The organism is Lacrimispora sp. (assembly GCF_032078915.1).
Taxonomy (GTDB): domain Bacteria; phylum Bacillota; class Clostridia; order Lachnospirales; family Lachnospiraceae; genus Lacrimispora.
This window is the reverse complement of sequence record NZ_DAMAUN010000025.1, coordinates 15,545-35,577: the sequence shown is the minus strand read 5'-3', so window position 1 is coordinate 35,577 and position 20,033 is coordinate 15,545. Positions and strand designations below refer to the sequence as shown.

The 20,033-nt window shown below is 44.8% G+C and carries 14 protein-coding genes, 1 pseudogene and 1 riboswitch; of the genes and pseudogenes, 7 read left to right on the top strand and 8 right to left on the bottom strand.

The genetic code is table 11. From position 1 onward, the window contains the following. Positions 1 to 19: 19 nt before the first annotated feature. Together RT269_RS11960 and RT269_RS11955 are read right to left on the bottom strand one after the other, a co-directional pair. Positions 20 to 1,960 (bottom strand): beta-glucoside-specific PTS transporter subunit IIABC, encoded by a 1,941-nt coding sequence (locus RT269_RS11960; RefSeq protein ID WP_313182882.1) that lies wholly within the window; start codon positions 1,958 to 1,960, stop codon positions 20 to 22. Positions 1,961 to 1,976: 16 nt separating this feature from the next. Further along, positions 1,977 to 2,828 (bottom strand): PRD domain-containing protein, encoded by an 852-nt coding sequence (locus RT269_RS11955; protein WP_313182881.1) that lies wholly within the window; start codon positions 2,826 to 2,828, stop codon positions 1,977 to 1,979. Positions 2,829 to 3,367: 539 nt separating this feature from the next. Beyond that, a riboswitch (NiCo riboswitch) is annotated at positions 3,368 to 3,472 on the top strand. 206 nt (positions 3,473 to 3,678) lie between these two features. Between RT269_RS11955 and RT269_RS11950 the strand changes: the two genes are divergently transcribed. Continuing rightward, entirely contained in the window at positions 3,679 to 6,255 is a 2,577-nt protein-coding gene (locus tag RT269_RS11950) for a cation-translocating P-type ATPase (protein ID WP_313182880.1), read from the top strand. A 142-nt stretch (positions 6,256 to 6,397) separates the two neighbouring features. Further along, complete coding sequence (locus RT269_RS11945) at positions 6,398 to 6,817, top strand: YjdF family protein (RefSeq protein ID WP_313182879.1); 420 nt, start codon at positions 6,398 to 6,400, stop codon at positions 6,815 to 6,817. A gap of 100 nt (positions 6,818 to 6,917) precedes the next feature. On the opposite strand, the gene RT269_RS11940 is transcribed toward RT269_RS11945, so the two are convergent. The 4 genes and pseudogenes from RT269_RS11940 to RT269_RS11925 form a co-directional block, all read right to left on the bottom strand. After that, positions 6,918 to 7,505 (bottom strand): helix-turn-helix domain-containing protein, encoded by a 588-nt coding sequence (locus RT269_RS11940; RefSeq protein ID WP_313182877.1) that lies wholly within the window; start codon positions 7,503 to 7,505, stop codon positions 6,918 to 6,920. A 21-nt stretch (positions 7,506 to 7,526) separates the two neighbouring features. Continuing rightward, complete coding sequence (locus RT269_RS11935) at positions 7,527 to 7,868, bottom strand: GIY-YIG nuclease family protein (RefSeq protein ID WP_313182876.1); 342 nt, start codon at positions 7,866 to 7,868, stop codon at positions 7,527 to 7,529. A gap of 102 nt (positions 7,869 to 7,970) precedes the next feature. Further along, positions 7,971 to 8,165: pseudogene (locus RT269_RS11930) on the bottom strand (GNAT family N-acetyltransferase); the annotation flags it as partial. 185 nt (positions 8,166 to 8,350) lie between these two features. Then, positions 8,351 to 10,513: a LysM peptidoglycan-binding domain-containing protein gene (locus RT269_RS11925; protein WP_313182875.1), complete on the bottom strand. Its 2,163-nt coding sequence runs from the start codon at positions 10,511 to 10,513 to the stop codon at positions 8,351 to 8,353. Positions 10,514 to 10,885: 372 nt separating this feature from the next. On the opposite strand from RT269_RS11925, the gene RT269_RS11920 reads away from it, so the two are divergent. Next, positions 10,886 to 13,432 carry a PAS domain S-box protein gene (locus RT269_RS11920; RefSeq protein WP_313182873.1) on the top strand — a complete coding sequence of 849 codons (2,547 nt, stop codon included), beginning with the start codon at positions 10,886 to 10,888 and terminating at the stop codon, positions 13,430 to 13,432. A gap of 66 nt (positions 13,433 to 13,498) precedes the next feature. Continuing rightward, the gene (locus RT269_RS11915; protein WP_313182872.1) at positions 13,499 to 14,890 is read left to right on the top strand and encodes an FAD-binding oxidoreductase; all 1,392 of its coding nucleotides are present in this window, start codon (positions 13,499 to 13,501) and stop codon (positions 14,888 to 14,890) included. A gap of 47 nt (positions 14,891 to 14,937) precedes the next feature. Here the strand turns inward: RT269_RS11915 and RT269_RS11910 are convergent, their stop codons facing one another. Further along, the gene (locus tag RT269_RS11910) at positions 14,938 to 15,393 is read right to left on the bottom strand and encodes a MarR family winged helix-turn-helix transcriptional regulator (RefSeq protein WP_313182870.1); all 456 of its coding nucleotides are present in this window, start codon (positions 15,391 to 15,393) and stop codon (positions 14,938 to 14,940) included. Positions 15,394 to 15,435: 42 nt separating this feature from the next. After that, a complete protein-coding gene (locus RT269_RS11905) occupies positions 15,436 to 15,981 on the bottom strand; it encodes a glutathione peroxidase (RefSeq protein WP_313182869.1) in 546 nt (181 codons plus the stop codon). 282 nt (positions 15,982 to 16,263) lie between these two features. Here RT269_RS11905 and RT269_RS11900 point away from each other — a divergent pair, with 282 nt between their 5' ends. The 3 genes from RT269_RS11900 to RT269_RS11890 all read left to right on the top strand — a co-directional run bounded on the left by RT269_RS11900 (position 16,264) and on the right by RT269_RS11890 (position 19,987). Next, positions 16,264 to 18,714 (top strand): FAD-dependent oxidoreductase, encoded by a 2,451-nt coding sequence (locus RT269_RS11900; RefSeq protein ID WP_313182867.1) that lies wholly within the window; start codon positions 16,264 to 16,266, stop codon positions 18,712 to 18,714. 226 nt (positions 18,715 to 18,940) lie between these two features. Beyond that, a complete protein-coding gene (locus tag RT269_RS11895) occupies positions 18,941 to 19,402 on the top strand; it encodes a helix-turn-helix domain-containing protein (protein ID WP_313182866.1) in 462 nt (153 codons plus the stop codon). 213 nt (positions 19,403 to 19,615) lie between these two features. After that, complete coding sequence (locus RT269_RS11890) at positions 19,616 to 19,987, top strand: DUF4180 domain-containing protein (protein WP_313182864.1); 372 nt, start codon at positions 19,616 to 19,618, stop codon at positions 19,985 to 19,987. Positions 19,988 to 20,033 lie beyond the last annotated feature (46 nt).

Here is a 20,033-nt window from a genome sequence, read left to right as displayed (position 1 = left end):
TGTTCACTGGGCACAAAAATCATTGCAGAGCTGCTGCTCTCTCAATTCCAATCAGGCAATCCTCTGTAGTGACCTTTTTTTCTTTCCACAAGATCATACCGTCATGTTCATTTAAATTTGTAATCAATACCGGTGTCACTAATGAATATCCCTTAGAATTTATAAAATCCATATCAAACTCCAATATGACCTGGCCTTTTTTTACTCTCTGCCCCTGCTCTGCCTTAGCAATGAAACCTTCCCCCTCTAATCTCGTGGTATCCATTCCAACGTGAATCAGAATCTCCAGACCATTGTCTGCCTTAATGCCCAAAGCATGTTTTGTATGGAAAAAGGCGCTGATCACACCGTCTGCCGGAGAAACAACTACTCCTTTTGATGGCTTTACCGCAATCCCCTTTCCCAAAGTACCGCTGGAAAATGCAGCATCTTCCAGATTTTCCAATGGAACAATATCACCTTCTACCGGAGAACGAACCTCTATGAAAAGAAACTTTGCAGGACTCTCTTGTGTCCCTGCCGATGCGTCAGCTCCCCCGTTATCCTCTTCCGGCGTTTCCTTATCATTCCAGAAGAAGAAAGTAAGTAAAAATCCAACCAGGGAAGAAACGGCGATACAGATAAAGGAAGTAACCATTCCGCTGGCATCTCCTGTTGCAGTATTGATATAGTTTACCACCCCAAAGATTCCAAGGCCACCCATAGTATAAGAAGACGCATTCATAGTAGTCATAATAGCTCCGCCTACCGCACCACCGATCATGGAGTAAATAAAGGGCAGCTTTTTCGGAAGGGTGATACCATAAATCGCAGGCTCCGTAACACCGCAGATACCGGAAACCACGGCGGGAATACAAAGTGATTTTGTTTTCTTATCCTTGAGTTTAAAGTACATGGCAAGCACACAGGCAGTCTGTGCAAAGCTTGCACCATACATTCCGCTTAATACGTTGATATATCCCAGTTCAGCCAACTGAATGAATGCCAAAGGAATCAAAGCCCAATGAAGGCCAAAAATAACCAATACCTGCCAGAAGAATCCCGTCAGAATACCAAATAGGATAGGAGAAGCTGTAAAGAGGGCAGAAAATCCTGAGTTTAAGAAACTTGTCAGGATAGATATTACCGGCCCTATGACCAAAAATCCCGCAACCATGGATACAAGCATAACAACAAACGGAACAAAAAAGTTCTGAAGCATCTCCGGAATTATTTTTTTTGCGAACTTCTGCACATAGCTTGCAAACCAGACCACAATAATAACCGGAATTACACTGCTTAAATAGTTATTCGCGACCCAGGGCACTCCAAACGCCTTTAAGTAATAAGCGCTGTGGAAAACGCTTCCTTCAAACAGCACGCCAAGGGCGTCCCCTCCTGACAGGGCAGATAACTGGATGCCCGGATAACACAGGGCCGCACCAAGGGCCATGCCTGTCATCCGGTTTACATTAAATTTTCCCGCTGCAGTAAAGCCAATGATGATGGGCATAAACTGGAACACAGAATCACCAATGGCATTAAGCATTGCATAGGTGCCTGACGTAGTGGAAAAGACGCCGAGGAATACCAAAAGTGCGCATATACCCTTTATGATACCTCCTGCTGAGAGAATCCCTAAGAATGGCTGGAAGCAGCCGCTGATCGTATCGATCAGCTTATCAAACAGCTTTTTACTGCCTGCATCCGCTGCTGCCCCTCCTTCGCTGCTGATTCCCGCCGCCTGACAAACCTCTTCGTACACGGCAGGCACATGATTGCCGATAACCACCTGATATTGTCCGCCGCTTTTCATAACCGTAACGACTCCGTCCATTTTCTTTAAGACATCATCGTGTGCCTTGCTCTCATCCTTTAACTGAAAACGAAGGCGGGTAATACAATGGGTCAAAGACGCAATGTTTTCTTTCCCTCCTACTTCTTTGACAATTTTCTTCGCCAGTTCCTCATATTTTCCCATGGCAAATCTCCCCTTTCTAGTCTATTTTTATATTTTCATCAAGGATCTTAATGATATGGATCGCCAGATATAAACCTTCCTGCTCTGTAAAGCAATATTTATAATGGATCCAAAAAAAATCCCTGATTTTTTTTACACACTGAAAAGTAGCTTCATACCGTTCGGTTAAGTGATCTTTTAATATCTCGCTCATATCGGCATCATTTAATTGAGACCCCTGGAAAATCCGTTGGGCCAGAACACGCAAGTGAGTCACAAAGCGGTAATAGGCATAACTTTCTTCGTCATAATCAATTAAAAAGTGATATTTCACTATATTTAAGATCTCACCAATGAGCTTTGTTATCTTCCCTGCATGTTCCATGCCGGATTCCAATTCTGCATTGACAAAATGCATGGCAAGGGTCGCTGCTTCATGATCATCATACAAGGTATCATAAAGCTTATTAAATTCCGCCACCAGCTCCCTGCTTAGCCGGAATTCATCCTGATACAGCCTCCTGATATCCCAAAGCATTCTGTTTTCCAGATAAGCCCCCAGCTTCCCACGGGCAACCATGCTGTTTAAATGGTCTGCCAGGGATATGACAAGAGAATTCTGCAAAGTACGGTTTAAGTCCTCTTTGGCTTTCGTAACAAAACGGCCGGCCAATTCAAAAATCCTCCCCGGTATTTCCGAAAATAGTTGAGTATACTGAGCAAGCTGTGAGCGATCATCTAAAATGAATATTTTATCAATCATTTCACGCGATATCTCCTCATTTTTATGGGATAAATGAGCGATTCCCTTTCCCATGACAACCAGTTCATGCCCCGTCTCGTCTAAGACCAGTGCGGCATTATTGTTTAAAAATTTTACAATCCTCATCTTCCTGATCCCCCCAAAAAAGAAAACCCACCTGATTCCAGGGATAAAAATCCCCGGAACCAAGCAGGTTTCGTATACGTTCAAGCCATATTCACGATCCAACTGTGCTTCCTGATATGATATTAACAAGTTTTTATCTATTCACTTTTTGTTATGGGCTTACATTCTATCTGTTACCACCCCCTAACTATTGAATAAATATTAACATGTCATTTTTTTAAAGTCAACATTTTTTTTACGTTTTTCTTGTTCATTATATTAACTTTTTTTTTCAATTCACGTAATAATATCATCATTTTAACTATTAAAATTGTTTTTTTAGTATGTTTTTTCATGCTAATTGACTTTTATAATACTGATTCAAGTTAAGGCACTTCTCTGTTTATGGTTTGATATATCCTAATAATTCTCATAATCTTACAATAAAAAATTAATTCATCAAAAAAATACTCTTCTTGGTTGACAAACCAAAACCCCCTGCATATAATGTTCTGTAATCTCTTTGCACTGCATTACATCCGATTGTGGATGCGAGATCAACGGTACAAACTGAGCAGGCGATGAACCTTTTTGCAAAGGTCATGGGGCCGGGCCGCCTAATAAGTGGCAACAGATTGCAATGATTGCACATCTGTGGGACAGTAGTATGGTTTATGAGAAGTTACTTTTTAACTCCTTATAAAAAGACGCAGCTTCTGCGTCGTCCATCCGGTTATGAGAACATCTTTTTGTTTTCATAATATGTTCCATAGGTGTATTTTTTTACACAAAAATGGAACAGAGACCCCGAAAATGGAGTGCCATAGAGCTATCAAACGAACGCCGGAAGGCTAAAACGGAGGTAACTTTTATGACAAACAACAACGATCACATGGCAGGTCTGACTTCTGCCGAAGCAAAGCGATTGCAGGAACAATATGGCAAAAACGAATTGACACCGCAGAAAATGGAGAGCATTTTTAAGAAGGTCTTTCACATTATCTGTGAGCCGATGTTTTTGCTGCTGATTGTTGCTGCAATCATCTATTTTATTCTGGGTGAGCCCAGAGACGGTGCCATCATGCTTGTTTTTGTAGTGGGTGTCATCAGCATAGATGTCATACAGGAATGGAAAACCGATAAAACGCTTCATGCGCTGAAGGATTTATCAGCTCCTCATGTGACGGTAATCCGCGATGGCATTGAACAGATCATTGCCAGTGCTGATCTTGTTCCCGGCGACTTAATGACGATCTGTGAGGGCGTCAAGATCCCTGCAGACGGTATAATCGTGAGGTGCAACGACTTATGTGTAGATGAATCCTCCCTCACCGGCGAAGCTGAGGGTGTTTGGAAATTATGCGCGGATGAATCATCCTTTATCTGCGAAGCTGAGGGTGTTTGGAAGTTTTCAGCAGATCATGAAGATCCCGCTGATGACTACTGGCGCCGTGACTATTGTTATGCAGGTACCCTGGTCACCCAGGGCACGGCAACTGTTTGTGTAGATAAAATCGGTGCTGCCACGGAATACGGCAAGATCGGTGCAAATGTGGCCGCAGCTCCTAATGAAGATACCCCTTTGCAAAAGCAAACCCGCAGTCTTGTTAAGCTATGCGCGGGAATCGCTGCGGTATTGTTTGCCCTTGTGGCAATATTTACTTGGTTTAATATTCCGGACCATACGTTTCACGACCGGCTGATTAAAAGCATTCTATCCGGCATTACCCTTGCCATGGCAATGATACCAGAGGAATTTCCGGTTATTCTTACCGTTTTTCTTTCCATGGGCGCATGGAGGCTTGCAAAAAAGCAGTCTTTGGTGCGTAAACTGCCTTCCGTAGAAACCTTGGGTGCGGTATCAGTCCTTTGCGTAGATAAAACCGGTACCATTACCATGAATCAAATGACAGTGCAGGATGTGTGGGCACTGGATGGAAATGATTATGCATTATGTGAAACCATGGGGCTTGGCTGTGAAACAGATGTTTATGATCCCATGGAAAAAGCCATGCTTTCCCATTGCAGCAATCTTGGCATCACCAGGGATCATCTTTTTAACGGAGAGCTGGTCAGCGAGTACGCGTTTACCAATGAGCTGAAAATGATGGGACATATCTGGCGCAGAAACGGTGAGTTAGTCATTGCAGCGAAAGGTTCCCCGGAACGGATTCTGACCATCTGTAGTCTCAGGGATGAAGAAAGAGAAACCGTCAGCCATAAAATCAGGGAAATGTCCATGGAAGGTCTTCGTGTCATTGCAGTCGCTGCTGCTAAACTCAAAAGTGAAGCAGAGATACCGGCTGAGATCACCGGATGCTCCTTGACACTTTGCGGCTTGATCGGGCTTGCCGATCCTCCCCGGGAAAGTGTGAAAGCAGACATTGCCGTCTGCAGCAAGGCCGGTATCCGTGTGGTGATGATTACAGGTGACAATGGCATTACTGCTTCTTCTATTGCCAGGAAAATCAATATGCCTGACAGCGATCCTATTATTACAGGCGATATGCTAAACGAAATGAGTGATGAAGAACTGCGTAATAAAGTAAAAGATGTTTCGATCTTCTCCCGTGTTGTACCGGAACACAAAATGCGGATCGTTAAGGCATTTAAGGAAAACGGCGAGATCGTTGCCATGACAGGTGATGGGGTAAATGATGCTCCTGCAATGAAATACGCCGATATTGGTATTGCCATGGGAAAACGGGGCAGCGAAGTTTCCCGTGAAGCCGCAGGTCTGATCCTGATGGATGATAATTTTACTACGATTGTGGAGACCATAAAAGATGGCAGACGTATTTATGATAACATCCGCAAGGCGGTTGGTTATGTATTTACCATCCACATCCCGATTGCATTTGCTTCCTTGCTTGCCCCTATGCTTGGCATCGGGCCCACTGCGCTTTTACTGATGCCGCTGCATGTTGTGCTGATGGAACTGCTAATTGACCCAACCTGCTCCATTGTGCTGGAACGGCAGCCTGCCGAAATGGATATCATGAACCGAAAGCCCCGTGATCCGAAAGAAAAGATGCTCACTCCAGCCCTTCTTTTTAAAAGCGTCCTGCAGGGACTGATCATATTTTTCGTTTCATTCGGCACCTATTATACCTTACTTGATGGAAATGAAGGAAACGCACCCACAGCCCGTGCAATGGGGCTTACTATCATCATGCTTTCCAATCTGTTTCTGGTACAGGTAAACAGCTCAGACAACGATTTTGCAGTTCAGTCCATAAAACGTCTTGTAAAAGACAAAGTGATGTGGGCGGCGATCTTTGGAACCTTTACAATGCTGGGGATCATTTTGTATTCACCTTTAAATACGTTTTTAAAGCTGGCTCCGCTGTCTGCAGCCATGCTTTTCACTGCTATAGGCATTGCTGCATTCGCAGTATTCTGGTATGAAGCAGTAAAACTGATAAAAAGATGCAAAAAAATGATGTAACATAAAACCATAAGTGTTAAAATATACAATGCAAAGATAAAAACACAGTTCCGGTTGGTAGTCCGGACGCAGTGAAAGCTGTCAGTAACCTGCCTCCTTGGTTGTCCGTTCTTTGTAAGGCATTTAAAAGGAGGATTTAATCATGAGAAAGGCTGGTTCCAGGCTGACTGTATTCTTTGAGGAACCCTTTTGGGTAGGCATCTGTGAGCGTGAATTTGAAGGCAGATACGAAGCTTGCAAAATCACCTTCGGGGCAGAACCAAAGGACTACGAAATCTACGATTTCATACTCAAAAACTATAACAGGCTTCGGTTTAGTCCATCTCTGGAAGCGTCACCAATGACGGAACGGCGCATCAATCCAAAGAGAATGCAGAGGGACATTGAGAAACATCTGCAAAATAACGGGGTTGGAACAAAGGCGCAGCAGGCTTTGAAGCTTCAACAGGAGCAGGTAAAATCGGAACGCAAATCCCGTTCCCGTGAACAGCGGGAAGCTGAGAAAGAACGCCAATTTGAACTGCGGCAGGAAAAACGCAAGGAAAAGCACAGGGGGCATTGAGCCTCCCTGTGCTTTTCTTCTGCATTTCTTCTGCATTTGTTATAATGATACGCTGCTTAAACGGTATGGCGACAGTGCTGCCGCTGTCTGCTAAGCCGCATTATTTTAACAATTGGTAACGTAATCCATAATCCGTACTGTACCATATCAGCATTCCATGTTCTCTTTTGGGAATGCGTACATTTAAATTCCATTCAGGATATTGCTTGATGATCTGGAGACGGTCGCCGGAAGCCAAAGCCACAAAGGAAATGTAATGTTCTTTATCCATAGGATGTTCACTGGTGATATACCAGTCATCTTCTACCAAGTGTACGGTCAGCCTTTCGCCTTCTTCAGCTTTTTTCAATGTCTGGGCCGCTAATTTTTTGCCGCAGCATGAGACTTCCGCCTCTCCCGTGCAGAGCGTTATATTCTGGCATGTGGGACAAACGAAATATTTTGTATTTTTCATATTACCTCCTGCAAAATTGTTGGGAGTCATATCACCGGCCAGTAAATTCATAATATCAATCTCCAAAATCCTGGAAAGCTCCGGTATAAGAGAAATATCAGGAAGACCCAGGCCCCTCTCCCACTTGGAAATGGTTTTATCGCTAAGGTTCATTTTATCCGCAAGTTCCCTTTGTGTCAAACGGAGTTCCTGGCGTAAGGTGCGGATTATGCCGCCTACTCTATTGTTTTCCATGCTTTACCTCCATATCAGGAATTAAGGATCAGGGTTTTGGTTCTTTTCCAACCATAATTCCAGAAGTGTATTAACATCGTCAGAAAATTCACGATCCGTCTGTGTTTCATTTTTTTCAATTTCCTCCATAATTTCAAAGGAAAATCCGGATGCCCCGGACTCCTTCCACGCATCCATCATACCTGGTTCAGTACATGAATCCGTTGACACAAAAAATTGGAACCGGTTTTTTGCACCCTGCATATCTTCAGTTGCCCGAAACCATACTTCATCCCTGTCCTTGCATTTAATACAATATACGCCCCCGACTATTTTTCTACTTTGATACTGCTCTTTCAGAGCTTTCCTTGAAGACTTATCCATTTTATTTCACCATCTTTCTTAAATTTAAAGTTTCTTCTCCGCATATCATTGTAGATGTTCGTCGTGGGCTTTTCAATCTACGCTCCGTAGAGTTACTTCCATTTATAATTTCTTCATCACGTAATTTGTCAAAATAACGCCTTTACGTTCTACCCGCTGTTCCTTGATAACCCTATATCCGCGGGATTCAAAAAACGGCTTCGCAGTTATGGAAGCATGTGTTGTCACCGGGCCGGCAGGGAAATCTGCTTCCAGCCGGTTACAAAGGGCGGTTGCAATCCCCTGCCCCTGATTGTCATTTTCTCTCCCAATTTATGCAGTTTCTTTTTCACGATTAGTCGTCCGCAGTATCAAAAAAAGCTGCCGCAGTCTTATGGGTATTTTACCACAAACAATTTCAGTCTGCTATCCAAAAGAAAAAATGAGGATATCCCAAAAGACATTCATTGACTTTTGAGATACCCTCATTTATTTAATTGTAACTATCTGAAAAACTGCATGAACTGTTGTACCATCCCCTGTGTCATGACATCGGCCATTTCCAGGGCTCCCCTCTCAATGTCCGCAAATATATCGATGCTGTCTTCATAATTCTGTGTCAGAATATCAGTAGCTTCCGTCTTTGTCATTGCCAGGTGATTATAAAGCATTTCCTGCCAGTCATCGACCGACCAATTGGGATTGATATTGGAAAGGAACGTTGCAATCTGATCTGCATTTTCATACCAGCGTTTTTCCGCATCGGAAGCAGCATCAACGTTGCCTACCTTCGACGCTATAACAAGTTCATTGGCGGTGGTAAGGTGAGTTGTCAGCAGCTCTGCAAATCTTGAGGCTATATCCTGCCCATAAAACGTTACCAATACTTCTTCGAAATCCTTAGGATTCTGCAGAAGGCGATTTGTTGTAACATTTAAACTCGGAAGATCAAAAGCTACGCCTTCAATAACCATTCTCGTCCAGTATACATGCTGTAACCATAAAAGCCTCAAGTAGTTAGATACATTTTGTTCTGCCTCGGTGATACACATGGTGATAGGGGGTTGGGGTTGAGGCATCGGCTGCGGCTGCGGTGTCGGCATTGGCTGCGGTGTCGGCATCGGCTGTGGTGTCGGCATTGGCTGTGGTGTCGGCATTGGCTGTGGTGTCGGCATTGGCTGTGGTGTCGGCATTGGCTGCGGTGTCGGGCAGTTTGGTGGCTGCCTCTGTCCAAATGGGATACAAATCACCTGACCAACAAACAGATTTGTTGGATTAACGCCTGGATTTACAGACATGATCGCTTCAACCGTAGTCTGAAAACGTTGTGCAATAATCCAAAGGGTATCCTCAGCCTCTATGATATAAGAATGTAATCCTCCTGGGCAGAGATTCTCGGTGCGTCCCCTCCGGCCTTCTTCTTCCGTGCGCCTCCTCCGGCCTTCTTCTTCCGTGCGTCTCCTCCGGCCTTCTTCTTCCGTGCGTCTCCTTCGGCCTTCTTCCTCCGTGCGTTCCTCTCTCCGTCCTTCTTCATTACGTGGCCGGTTTTGTGGACTTTCAGGCGTAGCGCATTCTGCTGACCGAGGAATGCAGATTACCTGGCCAACATACAGATTACCAGGGGTTATACCCGGGTTAGACTCCATAATTGCTTCTACTGTAGTGCAATGGCGCTGTGAAATAAGCCATAAGGTATCACCGTCCTGAACTGTATAGGGATGTAAACCTTCCGGACATCTGGTCCTTATGTTTCTGCGCCTCCTGTCTTCCTCTATAAAAGATTGAGACATAGGCTGATTCATAGGCTGTGTCTGGGGTTGAGTCATAGGCTGTGTCTGGGGCTGGGTCTGGGGCTGGGTCTGAGGCTGGGTCTGGGGCTGAGTCGTAGGCTGGGTCTGAGGCTGGGTCTGGGGCTGGGGCTGGGTCTGGGGCTGGGGCTGAGCTTGTGAAGGCATATTACGATTTCCGCCCGCCTGTGGAATACAGATAACCTGACCAATAAACAGACGATTCGGATTTATGCCTGGATTCGCCTCCATAATTTCGTCAATGGATATGGAATGACGCCGCGAAATAAGCCACAGGTTATCTCCGGCTTGAATTGTATAGGATTGCATCGTTCCTGAACAATTATTCATACCGTTTTCCGGAACAGATGTCTGGGGCTGAGTCTGGGGTTGTGTCTGAGGCTGAGTCATAGGCTGTGTCTGAGGACCAGTCATCGGTTGTGTCTGAGGACCGTTCATCGGCTGGGTCTGAGGACCGTTCATCGGCTGGGTCTGAGGACCGTTCATCGGCCGGGTCTGAGGACCGTTCATCGGCTGGGTCTGAGGACCGTTCATCGGCTGAGTTGTAGGCTGGGTCTGAGGTCCAGTCATCGGCTGGGTCTGAGGACCGTTCATCGGCTGGGTCCGGGGCTGGGTCGTAGGCTGGGTCTGAGGCCCGGTCATAGGTTGTGTCCGGGGCCCCGCCTGTGATGGCATATTGCGGTTCCTGCTTCCTTGGGGAACGCAGATCACCTGCCCAACCATCAGATTATTGGGGGTTATTCCAGGATTTACAACCATAATTTCCTCTACGGTAGTACGAAAACGCTGTGAAATAAGCCATAGTGTATCACCGGATTGAATCGTGTAGGAGAGCAATCCTTCAGGGCAAGGAGTCATAAGATTACTGCCTTTCAATTAAGCAATTTTCCATATTTTATGATTTATAAATCAAAATAGTACCTGTCAGCCCATAAAAAATATATTTTTGTAAAATATTGACAAAAATGAACGCCGGAAAGCAGCGCTCTCCGGATCATAGATTCCCCTCCTGTTCATGACACTACCCGCTTCCGCTGCAAACCAAAATCTTCCTGGCAAGTTCTGTCAATAAAATTCAGATAAATTAGATTTTTTGTTTTAAAAGTGAAAATTCTTGTAAAAAAACACAAAATATAAATTGCCTAATAAAAAAACTTTTGATATTATTTTATTACAAATAGGTGCATTTTAACGCCTTACTTATTAAATTCGCGTAAAGGGGGTCCTGTTATGGCAAAAGAGGAAAAAGAAAAATTTTTCATGCAGATGCCGTTAGGCTATGCCTACTATGAAATTATCTTTGGAAGCACGAAACACACACGGGAATATGTTCTTTCAGAAGCAAATGATGCCTTTTTTGATCTCTGGGGCCTTGACAAAGAAAAAGCGCTGCATAAAAATGTATCCCTGCTTATGAAGGATAAAGCGGAAGCCCCCGCATGGCATACGTTTCATGAACGCTTAGGGAATGCAGAAAAAGATAAGCATTTCACCGTGACCATAGGGGAACGCAGCTTTAAGGTCACTGTCTGCAATCCCACATCAGACGGACTGACGGCTGTTTTTGACGACATCACGGAAATCAATGGGGAGCTTGAGTCTCAAAGAAAGAAAAATGAAAGACTAAGCCGGGATATTGATATTTTTTTTAACAGCACCCAGGATGGTTTATTTTTTCTGGAATATAAAAACGGAGAATTCCGCTATATCCGGAACAATACGGTCCATCAGAGATTGACCGGAATGACCATTCCTCTTATGGAAGGAAAAACGCCCATAGAAGCAATGGGTGATGATGTGGGGAGTATTCTGCAGGAGGGATATAAGAAATGTATCGCCTCCGGAGAAGCCATAATGTACGAGGAAACCGTAGAGTTTAAGGGAAGCCTCAGGAATTGGCTGGTTCGGCTTACCCCTGTTAAGGAAAACCGGAAAGTCTCCTATATTATCGGATCACGAATTGATATCACAGAATTAAAAAAGCTGCAGGAAGATAAGGAACAGCTCCTTGCAAACTTAAATTCCATGTTTACGGAGCACTCTGCAGTCATGCTGATCCTTGATATGAATACCGGGAAAATACTTAGTGCCAACCCATCATCCCTTAGCTTTTATGGCTATACCAGAGAAGAAATTTTAACCATGCACATACAGGATATCAGTGAAACTCCCAATGACGCCATGAAACTTATGCGTGTTCAGGCCCTCAATAATGAAAGGCCTTATTCCCTGTTTTCCCACCGCTTAAAGGACGGAACTGTCAAAATGGTAGACGTATATTCCAGCCAAATCACCTACGAAGGAAAGAGCCGGCTCTTCTCCATCATCTTTGACGTATCAGACCGGGAAAAATTCAGATATGACCTCTATTGGGACAAAGAATTGTTAAGCGTTACCCTTAACTCCATTGGTGATGGCGTCGTTACCACCGACAACGAAGGAAAAATAACCTATTTAAATCAATCCGCCCAGGAAATCACGGGCTGGAATCATGAGATTGCCACCGGAAGGCCTTTTGAGGAAATCTTTGATTTAAGAAATGAGACCTCCGGAGAAGCCATCTCAAACCCGATCCGAGCCGTTCTTAAAACGGGAAAGATCGTGGAATTTGCCAATCATACCGTTCTTTTAAACAGGCAGGGAGATTTTATTCCCATTACAGACAGCGCCGCGCCCATCAAGGATCAAACAGGACATATGTACGGCGTTGTCATGGTCTTTCGCGATGTAAGCCACGAAAAAAAGCAGCAGAGAAGGATTATGTACTTAAGCTATCATGATTCATTGACTGAAATCTTCAACCGCAGATACGTGGAGGAGGAAATGATCCGGATCGACAGGGCCTCCATGCTGCCTATTACAGTAATCATGGGGGATGTAAATGGTCTAAAGGTAACCAATGATGTCTTTGGCCACAAAACAGGGGATCTACTTTTAAGGGAAGTTGCGAAAATTTTTCAACATGCCTTACCCAAAAACGGGATCGCAGGCAGATGGGGCGGAGACGAATTCCTGATCCTGCTGCCAAAAACCGATACCACTTCTGCCCAGGATATCATACAGAAGCTGGAGGAGGAATTTAAGCAAAATGACCGCCTTCCCCTGCAGATCAGTGTGTCCCTGGGATTTGATGTAAAATACAGCGTATATGAAAATCTTCATCAGGTACTGCAAAAAGCGGAAGAACAAATGTACCATAAAAAGCTTTTAGAAGGGAAAAGCTACCGCAACCGAATCATAAATACCCTTTTGGCTACTCTGCATGAGAAGAGCATGGAAACGGAAGAACATACCTTAAGGATTGAAACCTACTGTATCGCAATGGCCCAAAAACTGGACCTGGCTCCTGAAGAAAAAAATGATTTATCCCTTCTGTCCATGCTCCACGATATTGGAAAAGTCGGAATCAGTATGGAGATCTTAAAGAAACCAGGCCCCTTAAGCGATGAGGAATGGAAAGAAATGAAACGCCATCCGGAAATCGGCTACCGCATCGCCCAAAACACTCCTGAGCTCTCTACTGTATCTGATTACATCCTCTCCCACCATGAAAGATGGGACGGGTCCGGCTATCCCAGAGGCTTAAAAGAAACTGAAATCCCACTGCTGTGCCGCATCCTGGCAGTTGCCGATGCATTTGATGCCATGACAAGCAATCTGGCCTACCGCAAGGCAATGGACAGCCTGGATGCAATGGAAGAAATCAGACGCTGTTCCGGAACACAATTTGACCCTGAGATCGCCAAACTGTTTCTGGAGCTTAACAAAATTTACTGATAAGCTGCGCCCGAACCAAATGTCCTCCTTTTTAATAACATGTTATTAGGAAAGGAGGCAATCCTCATGAACACCTGTAATTTTAACGGGCTTACCGGTCGTGTTGTAACTCCAGACGACCCTTATTATCATGAACTAAGACAAGTATATAACAGGGCAGTCCAAAAATTCCCCCTGGCAATTGTTTACTGCCAGAACCAGGAAGATGTCAGCAATGCTGTTTTGTGGTCCCGAAGAAACCACGTCTGCCTGCGGATCCGAAACGGAGGCCATAACTATGAAGGCTACTCCACTGGAGATGATATACTTGACATTGATTTAAGTGAAATGAACCAGCTTGCCATCGATGAAAACGCCCATTTACTTCACGTTCAGGGAGGCGTAACAAACAAGCAGCTATACGAATTCGTCTCATCAAAAGGTTACCCCTTCCCTGGCGGGACCTGCCCATCTGTTGGGGTAGGCGGATATGCCTTAGGCGGAGGCTTCGGACTCTCCTGCCGCTACTTTGGCCTTGGCTGCGACAATCTTTTGGAAATCCGTATGGTCAATTACGAAGGCCGCATCATAAATGCCAATTCACAGGAAAACGCCGATTTATTTTGGGCATGCCGGGGAGCGGGGGGAGGAAACTTTGGCGTAATTGTTTCCATGACATTCCGCCTTCCCCATAAGGTAAATAAAGTTACGCTCATTGACATAAGATATCCCCATGCAGACCAGGAAAAGCAGTCCTCATTTCTGCTGACCTGGCAGGACTGGCTGAAAGATGCCGATCAGAGGGTAACCTTGATCTCAAGGATCTACAATGACCGATTGGAAGGACTTGCAATCATAGCAAGAGGTATCTTTTATGGCCCTCCTGAAGTAGCCCTTGGAATCATTGCTCCCCTCCTTGAGCTTGGCGGTGTAAAATACAGTTTAAAATACGTGACCTTCCTGGAAGCTGTTACAATTATCGGGGATTTTTATCCACCCTTTGAAAAGTTCAAATCAGCAAGCCGTTTTGCTGTACGGGACTTTAGCAGCTGTGAAAGCTTAAATATTGCCGGACTTATAAAAGAACGGGCCGAAGGCTCCGTTTATGCCAGCATTTCCTTTTATGCCCTGGGAGGCAGGGTGGCGGAGGTGGAGGTGGATGAAACCGCATTTTTCTACCGCAATGCCCACTTTATAGTCTGGCTTGACACCGTATTTGAAGACCATCGATGTAAAAATGCCGCCTGGGTTGCTGATAGATTCAGCTATTTAAAATCAGTTACCGACGGCTCCTATGTAAATTTCCCCTATGCATGCCTTCCCTGCTATCTTGAAGAATATTATGGTACCCATGTCTGCAGATTAAAAAAGGTAAAGGAGAACTATGATCCGCTCAACATTTTTACCTTTCCTCAGGGGATCGGCGAGTTTTATAACATGGACTTTACAGCTTCTAAATGCTGTAACCTTTCCTGGTAACCCATGTATATGGCAAAGGCATGAATGCAAAAGCACCCTCGCGCAAATCAGGATTCACGCGGGGGTGCTTTTGTGGGGTCGGTCTGGCCTAAGATCTGGTACAGAAGCCGGTATAAGGTTTTGAACTCCTCTTTATTTACAGGAACACATTGGGACATCCGGTCAGGGATGGTTACAGCCTGGTCTTTTAGCTGCTCTCCCTTTTCCGTCAGTTCAACGATCACACTTCTCTCGTCTTCCTTGGCACGGCTTCGTTTGAGCAGCCCGGCAGCTTCCATCTTTTTTAACAAAGGGGTCAGGGTGCCGCTGTCCAGATACAAAAGCTCTCCCATTTTCTTTATGGTGACCTGCTTTCTCTCCCATAATACCATCATGGCAATATACTGGGTATAGGTCAGACCAATCTCATCAAGGAATGGTTTATACCATTTGATGATCTCACGGGAGCAGGCATAAAGAGGAAAACAAAGCTGGTTCTCCAATTTTAATTTTTCATAGTCCATAACTTCTATCCTCTCTCCCATTGCGATCCTCGATACGTTTTTTCATAGCAGACTCTCTACAACTCCTTTTACATACTTCATATCCGCGGTAGGTTCAAAGCGCCTGACCACGTTTCCCTGGCGATCCACAAGGAATTTGGTGAAATTCCACTTAATATCCGGTTCATTTTTATAATTGGGATTAAGCGTTTCAAACTTCTGTTCCAGGCGGGAAGTCAGCTCGTGTCCCGGATCAAAGCCTTCAAAGCCCTTTTCATTCACCAGATAATGGTATAGGGGAATCGCATTCTCTCCATTTACGTCAATCTTTGCAAACTGGGGGAAGGTGACTCCAAAGCGTCCGGTACAAAAGGAATGAATTTCTTCGTTATCGCCAGGCGCCTGGTTTCCAAACTGGTTGCAGGGAAAATCAAGAATCTCAAATCCTTTGGCCCCATACTCATCATACATGGCCTGAAGGTCCGTATACTGGGGCGTAAACCCGCAAACCGTCGCCGTATTGACGATCAGTAACACTTTGCCTGCAAAATCGGATAAGGGTTTCTCTGTGCCATCCATCTCTTTCACTGTAAAATCATAAACAGACATTTCATGTACCTCCTTCTTATATTATACAAAATTATAGTTATTAAAATCATTCTTATCATAAGACTTTATTCGTCATTTGTCAATGGTGTTGTAAAATTTAATTGTGCAAAATCAAAAACTGCAGGTTTACCAAATTAATGGGGCCAGAAAAACGAATGATCTATATCATGGGACAATGACTGTTATGTGACTCAATCACAGACATCTTTTAATTTCTTGTTTATACTTAACCAAACAACATGTGATCATTCGTTATTTTAAAAATATAGCAGGAGGCAAATTATGAAGAAAATTGTAATTATCGGCGGAGTAGCCGGAGGAGCCAGCTGTGCAGCCAGGCTGCGCAGACTTGACGAGGAGGCAGCTATCATCATGTTTGAACGGGGGGAATACATTTCCTACGCCAACTGCGGCCTTCCTTATCATGTCGGAGATGTGATTAAATCCAGGGATGCATTGCTGCTGCAGTCGCCGGAAGCCATGAAAAAGAAATATAATATTGATGTCAGAGTGAAACATGAAGTCACCTCCATTGACCGGGAGAATAAAAGAATTACGGTCCGCAGGCTGGATTCCGGGGAAACCTATGAGGAAACCTATGACACCTTAGTCATTTCCACCGGTTCTTCACCGGTCCGCCCGCCCATTCCGGGAATCGGATCTTCCCGTATCCAGACTCTCTGGACGGTTCCTGATACCGACCGCATCCGCGCTCTTATTAAAGAAAACAAAATTAAAACAGCGGCTGTCATCGGCGGAGGCTTTATTGGTCTTGAAATGGCTGAAAATCTCCGTCACGCAGGTCTTTCTGTTTCCCTCATTGAAATGCTGGACCAGGTTATGACGCCTGTGGACTACGAAATGGCTCAGCTGCTCCACGAGCACATCCTGCAAAACGGAGTAGACCTCCATCTGAGTGACGGTGTCGCTGCATTTGAAGATGAGGCCGGATCTGTGGCCATTACTTTAAAAAGCGGAAAAACCATCTCCGCAGAGCTGGTCATCCTTTCCATCGGTGTACGGCCCAACAGCGAACTGGCAAAAGCAGCCGGCCTTTCCGTCAATGAGCGCGGCGGTATTGTAGTCGATGAATATTTAAGGACTTCGGATCCGGATATCTATGCCGTAGGTGATGTGATCCAGGTCGATGACCTTATATTCCAGGAACCGGCAATGATCCCCCTTGCAGGACCTGCCAACAAACAGGGGCGTATTGCAGCCAATAACATTGCAGGAGCTCAGGAAACCTATAAAAAGACCCAGGGAACATCCATTGCAAAAGTATTTGATTTAGCTGTAGCTTCTACCGGTGTAAATGAAAAGGCACTGATCAAGAGGGGCCTTCAAAAGGGAAGGGACTATGAAAGCATCATCATTACCCAGAATTCCCATGCAGGCTATTATCCCGGCGCCGTTCCCATAACTCTGAAGCTTCTTTTTTCCGCCGATGGAAAAAAGATCTTCGGAGCACAGATCGTGGGCCGTGACGGAGTTGATAAACGGATCGATACTCTGGCAGTGGCCATCCGCCTTGGTGCAGGAATCTCTGACTTAAAGAGCCTGGAGCTTGCTTATGCTCCTCCTTTCTCCTCTGCAAAGGACCCGGTCAACATGGCTGGCTTTGTGGCTGAAAACCTGATTACAGGAAAGGTTGCATTTTCATCCTGGGATGCTGTGGAGCAAAACCCGGAGACAGTACTGCTTGATGTCAGAGAGGATGCAGAGTTAATGGCCTTTTCCCTGCCAAATGCAAAGCATATTCCTTTGGGACAGTTAAGAAACCGCTTAAAGGAGCTGGACCCTTCAAAGAAAATCATCGTCTTCTGTGCCATTGGAGTCCGGGCTTACAACGCTGCCCGCCTCCTGATGCAAAACGGATTTCATAATGTCAGGCTTTATCCCGGCGGCGCCAGATTCTATCAGTCGACCCATTATACGGCTGAAGGGGTTCTGCCTTTTGAACAAACCGTTTATTCCGACAGCGGCCAGATGGAAACGAAAAATATCCCCACCTCCGCCATGCGCTTGGACTGCAGCGGAATGCAGTGCCCCGGTCCCATCATGAAGGTGTTTGAAACCATGAAGGAGATGCCGGATGGAGCAGTCATGGAGGTGTCCGCCTCTGATCCCGGTTTTACCCGGGACATTGGCGCCTGGTGCAGGCGTACCGGTAATGAGCTTATGGCCTGTGAACTCCGCGGAAAGGATTACGTTGCCCTTGTAAAGAAAGGAACTCCGGCTGCCCCTGAAAAAACGGAAGCAGCCGAAGGAAAGACCATTATCGTATTTTCCGGTGATCTTGACAAGGTTTTGGCAAGCTTTATCATTGCTAATGGCGCTGCCGCCATGGGCAGACCTGTTACCATGTTCTTTACCTTCTGGGGATTGACGGCATTAAGAAAGACAGAAAAACAGCCGGTCCGCAAATCACCGGTGGAATCCATGTTTGGATTCATGCTTCCCAGGGGCAGTAAAAAATTAAAATTGTCGAAAATGAATATGGGCGGCATGGGAACCGCTATGATGAAAAAAATCATGAATGATAAACATGTGGATTCACTGGAAACCCTGATCCAAAAGGCCATGAAATCCGGAGTAAAAATTGTTGCCTGCACCATGAGCATGGATGTCATGGGAATCCGGCCCGAGGAATTGATCGACGGAGTGGAGCTTGGAGGCGTAGGCGCTTATCTGGGGGATGCGGAAGAATCCAATGTGAATTTATTCATTTAGAATAGATGGCGATTGAATCGATACAGGCAGAAGAAGATGTGTTTAGTAATCAGGCGGGTCCGTAATATGTGTACGGATACCCGCCTTTTTATATTTCTATTAAAGTCACTCTCCATCTGAATTTATATTTACCATATTTAAACCCGAAAAAACGCTTGACACATTCCCTATTGTACCTTATTATTACCTAAACAGTGTATTAAAACAACAATAAGGAGTAATTGGTATGAAAGAAAAATATTATTCAGTGGAACAAATTTCAGAAATGCTCAACATCCACCCAAAGACAATCCAGCGCTACATCAGGGAAGGCAAGCTGAGAGCTGGAAAGATCGGAAAAAGCTGGAGAGTGACCGGACATGACTTAAGTGTTTTTATGGAAAGCACAAAACTGCCAACCGGAAAGGAAAACAGCCATTCCATAAAAAAATCCGGCTATGAAACAAAAGTATCTTCCGTAATTGATATTGATGTAGAGGGAATGGATGATGCCATTCGTATTATGAATACTGTTACTGCCGCGCTGAATACCAATCTCCCGGAATATGGCCATCCGACCATGCATGCACAGTTTTTGGAATCAGAATGCAAAGTTCGTGTCACCATATGGGGGAACATCCAATTTGCACAGGCAATCATTCAGTTGATTATGGAATTGGTTGAAACTATTAGACAGGAGGATTATTAATGAAGCCTGTACAAAAAAAGGGGAGACTTGCCATGCCTGTTCTTCTGATTGCCTAAGAAAATAATGTTACCATTGATGCCCGTGAAGCGGCACGCAGGCTTGCTGCCCTGGCTCCAATGTCGGAAACCCACATACTTCAAGGCTGCGGGCATATACTGGCAGATGTATTGGATCTGGAAGTTCCATTCCTGGAGAAAGAAGGATTTAGATGAGATGAATATAAAAACAATAAGAAACCAGAACATTGTAATTCTTAATAAGGACGAAAAGATATCAACTGCTCAAGATATCCTTGATCTCATGGCTTCGTCCCAATACCAATGTGATTGCATCGGCATGATCCTGTATAAAGAAAGCCTTGAGGAAAGCTTCTTTGATCTTAAAACAGGTTTAGCAGGGGAAATCCTGCAGAAATTTTCAAACTACCGTTTTAAGCTTGCAATCATAGGGGATTTTTCAAGCTATACCAGCAAAAGTCTAAGGGATTTTATTTATGAATGCAACAAAGGAAACCTGATTTCCTTTAAGAATGACTTAGATAGCGCCTTGTCGGCGCTGGTACCGGAAAAATCCATGGAACGTTAAAACTGATTCCATGATATAACCGATTGGACATGGAAACGGCGGCTTT

Coding starts and splice junctions, on each gene's coding strand:
- RT269_RS11915 (WP_313182872.1), top strand. CDS start 13,499: ATGAACACCTGTAATTTTAACGGGCTTACCGGTCGTGTTGTAACTCCA.
- RT269_RS11900 (WP_313182867.1), top strand. CDS start 16,264: ATGAAGAAAATTGTAATTATCGGCGGAGTAGCCGGAGGAGCCAGCTGT.
- RT269_RS11935 (WP_313182876.1), bottom strand. CDS start 7,868: ATGGATAAGTCTTCAAGGAAAGCTCTGAAAGAGCAGTATCAAAGTAGA.
- RT269_RS11920 (WP_313182873.1), top strand. CDS start 10,886: ATGGCAAAAGAGGAAAAAGAAAAATTTTTCATGCAGATGCCGTTAGGC.
- RT269_RS11955 (WP_313182881.1), bottom strand. CDS start 2,828: ATGAGGATTGTAAAATTTTTAAACAATAATGCCGCACTGGTCTTAGAC.
- RT269_RS11905 (WP_313182869.1), bottom strand. CDS start 15,981: ATGTCTGTTTATGATTTTACAGTGAAAGAGATGGATGGCACAGAGAAA.
- RT269_RS11890 (WP_313182864.1), top strand. CDS start 19,616: ATGAATATAAAAACAATAAGAAACCAGAACATTGTAATTCTTAATAAG.
- RT269_RS11945 (WP_313182879.1), top strand. CDS start 6,398: ATGAGAAAGGCTGGTTCCAGGCTGACTGTATTCTTTGAGGAACCCTTT.
- RT269_RS11960 (WP_313182882.1), bottom strand. CDS start 1,960: ATGGGAAAATATGAGGAACTGGCGAAGAAAATTGTCAAAGAAGTAGGA.
- RT269_RS11925 (WP_313182875.1), bottom strand. CDS start 10,513: ATGACTCCTTGCCCTGAAGGATTGCTCTCCTACACGATTCAATCCGGT.
- RT269_RS11950 (WP_313182880.1), top strand. CDS start 3,679: ATGACAAACAACAACGATCACATGGCAGGTCTGACTTCTGCCGAAGCA.
- RT269_RS11910 (WP_313182870.1), bottom strand. CDS start 15,393: ATGGACTATGAAAAATTAAAATTGGAGAACCAGCTTTGTTTTCCTCTT.
- RT269_RS11940 (WP_313182877.1), bottom strand. CDS start 7,505: ATGGAAAACAATAGAGTAGGCGGCATAATCCGCACCTTACGCCAGGAA.
- RT269_RS11895 (WP_313182866.1), top strand. CDS start 18,941: ATGAAAGAAAAATATTATTCAGTGGAACAAATTTCAGAAATGCTCAAC.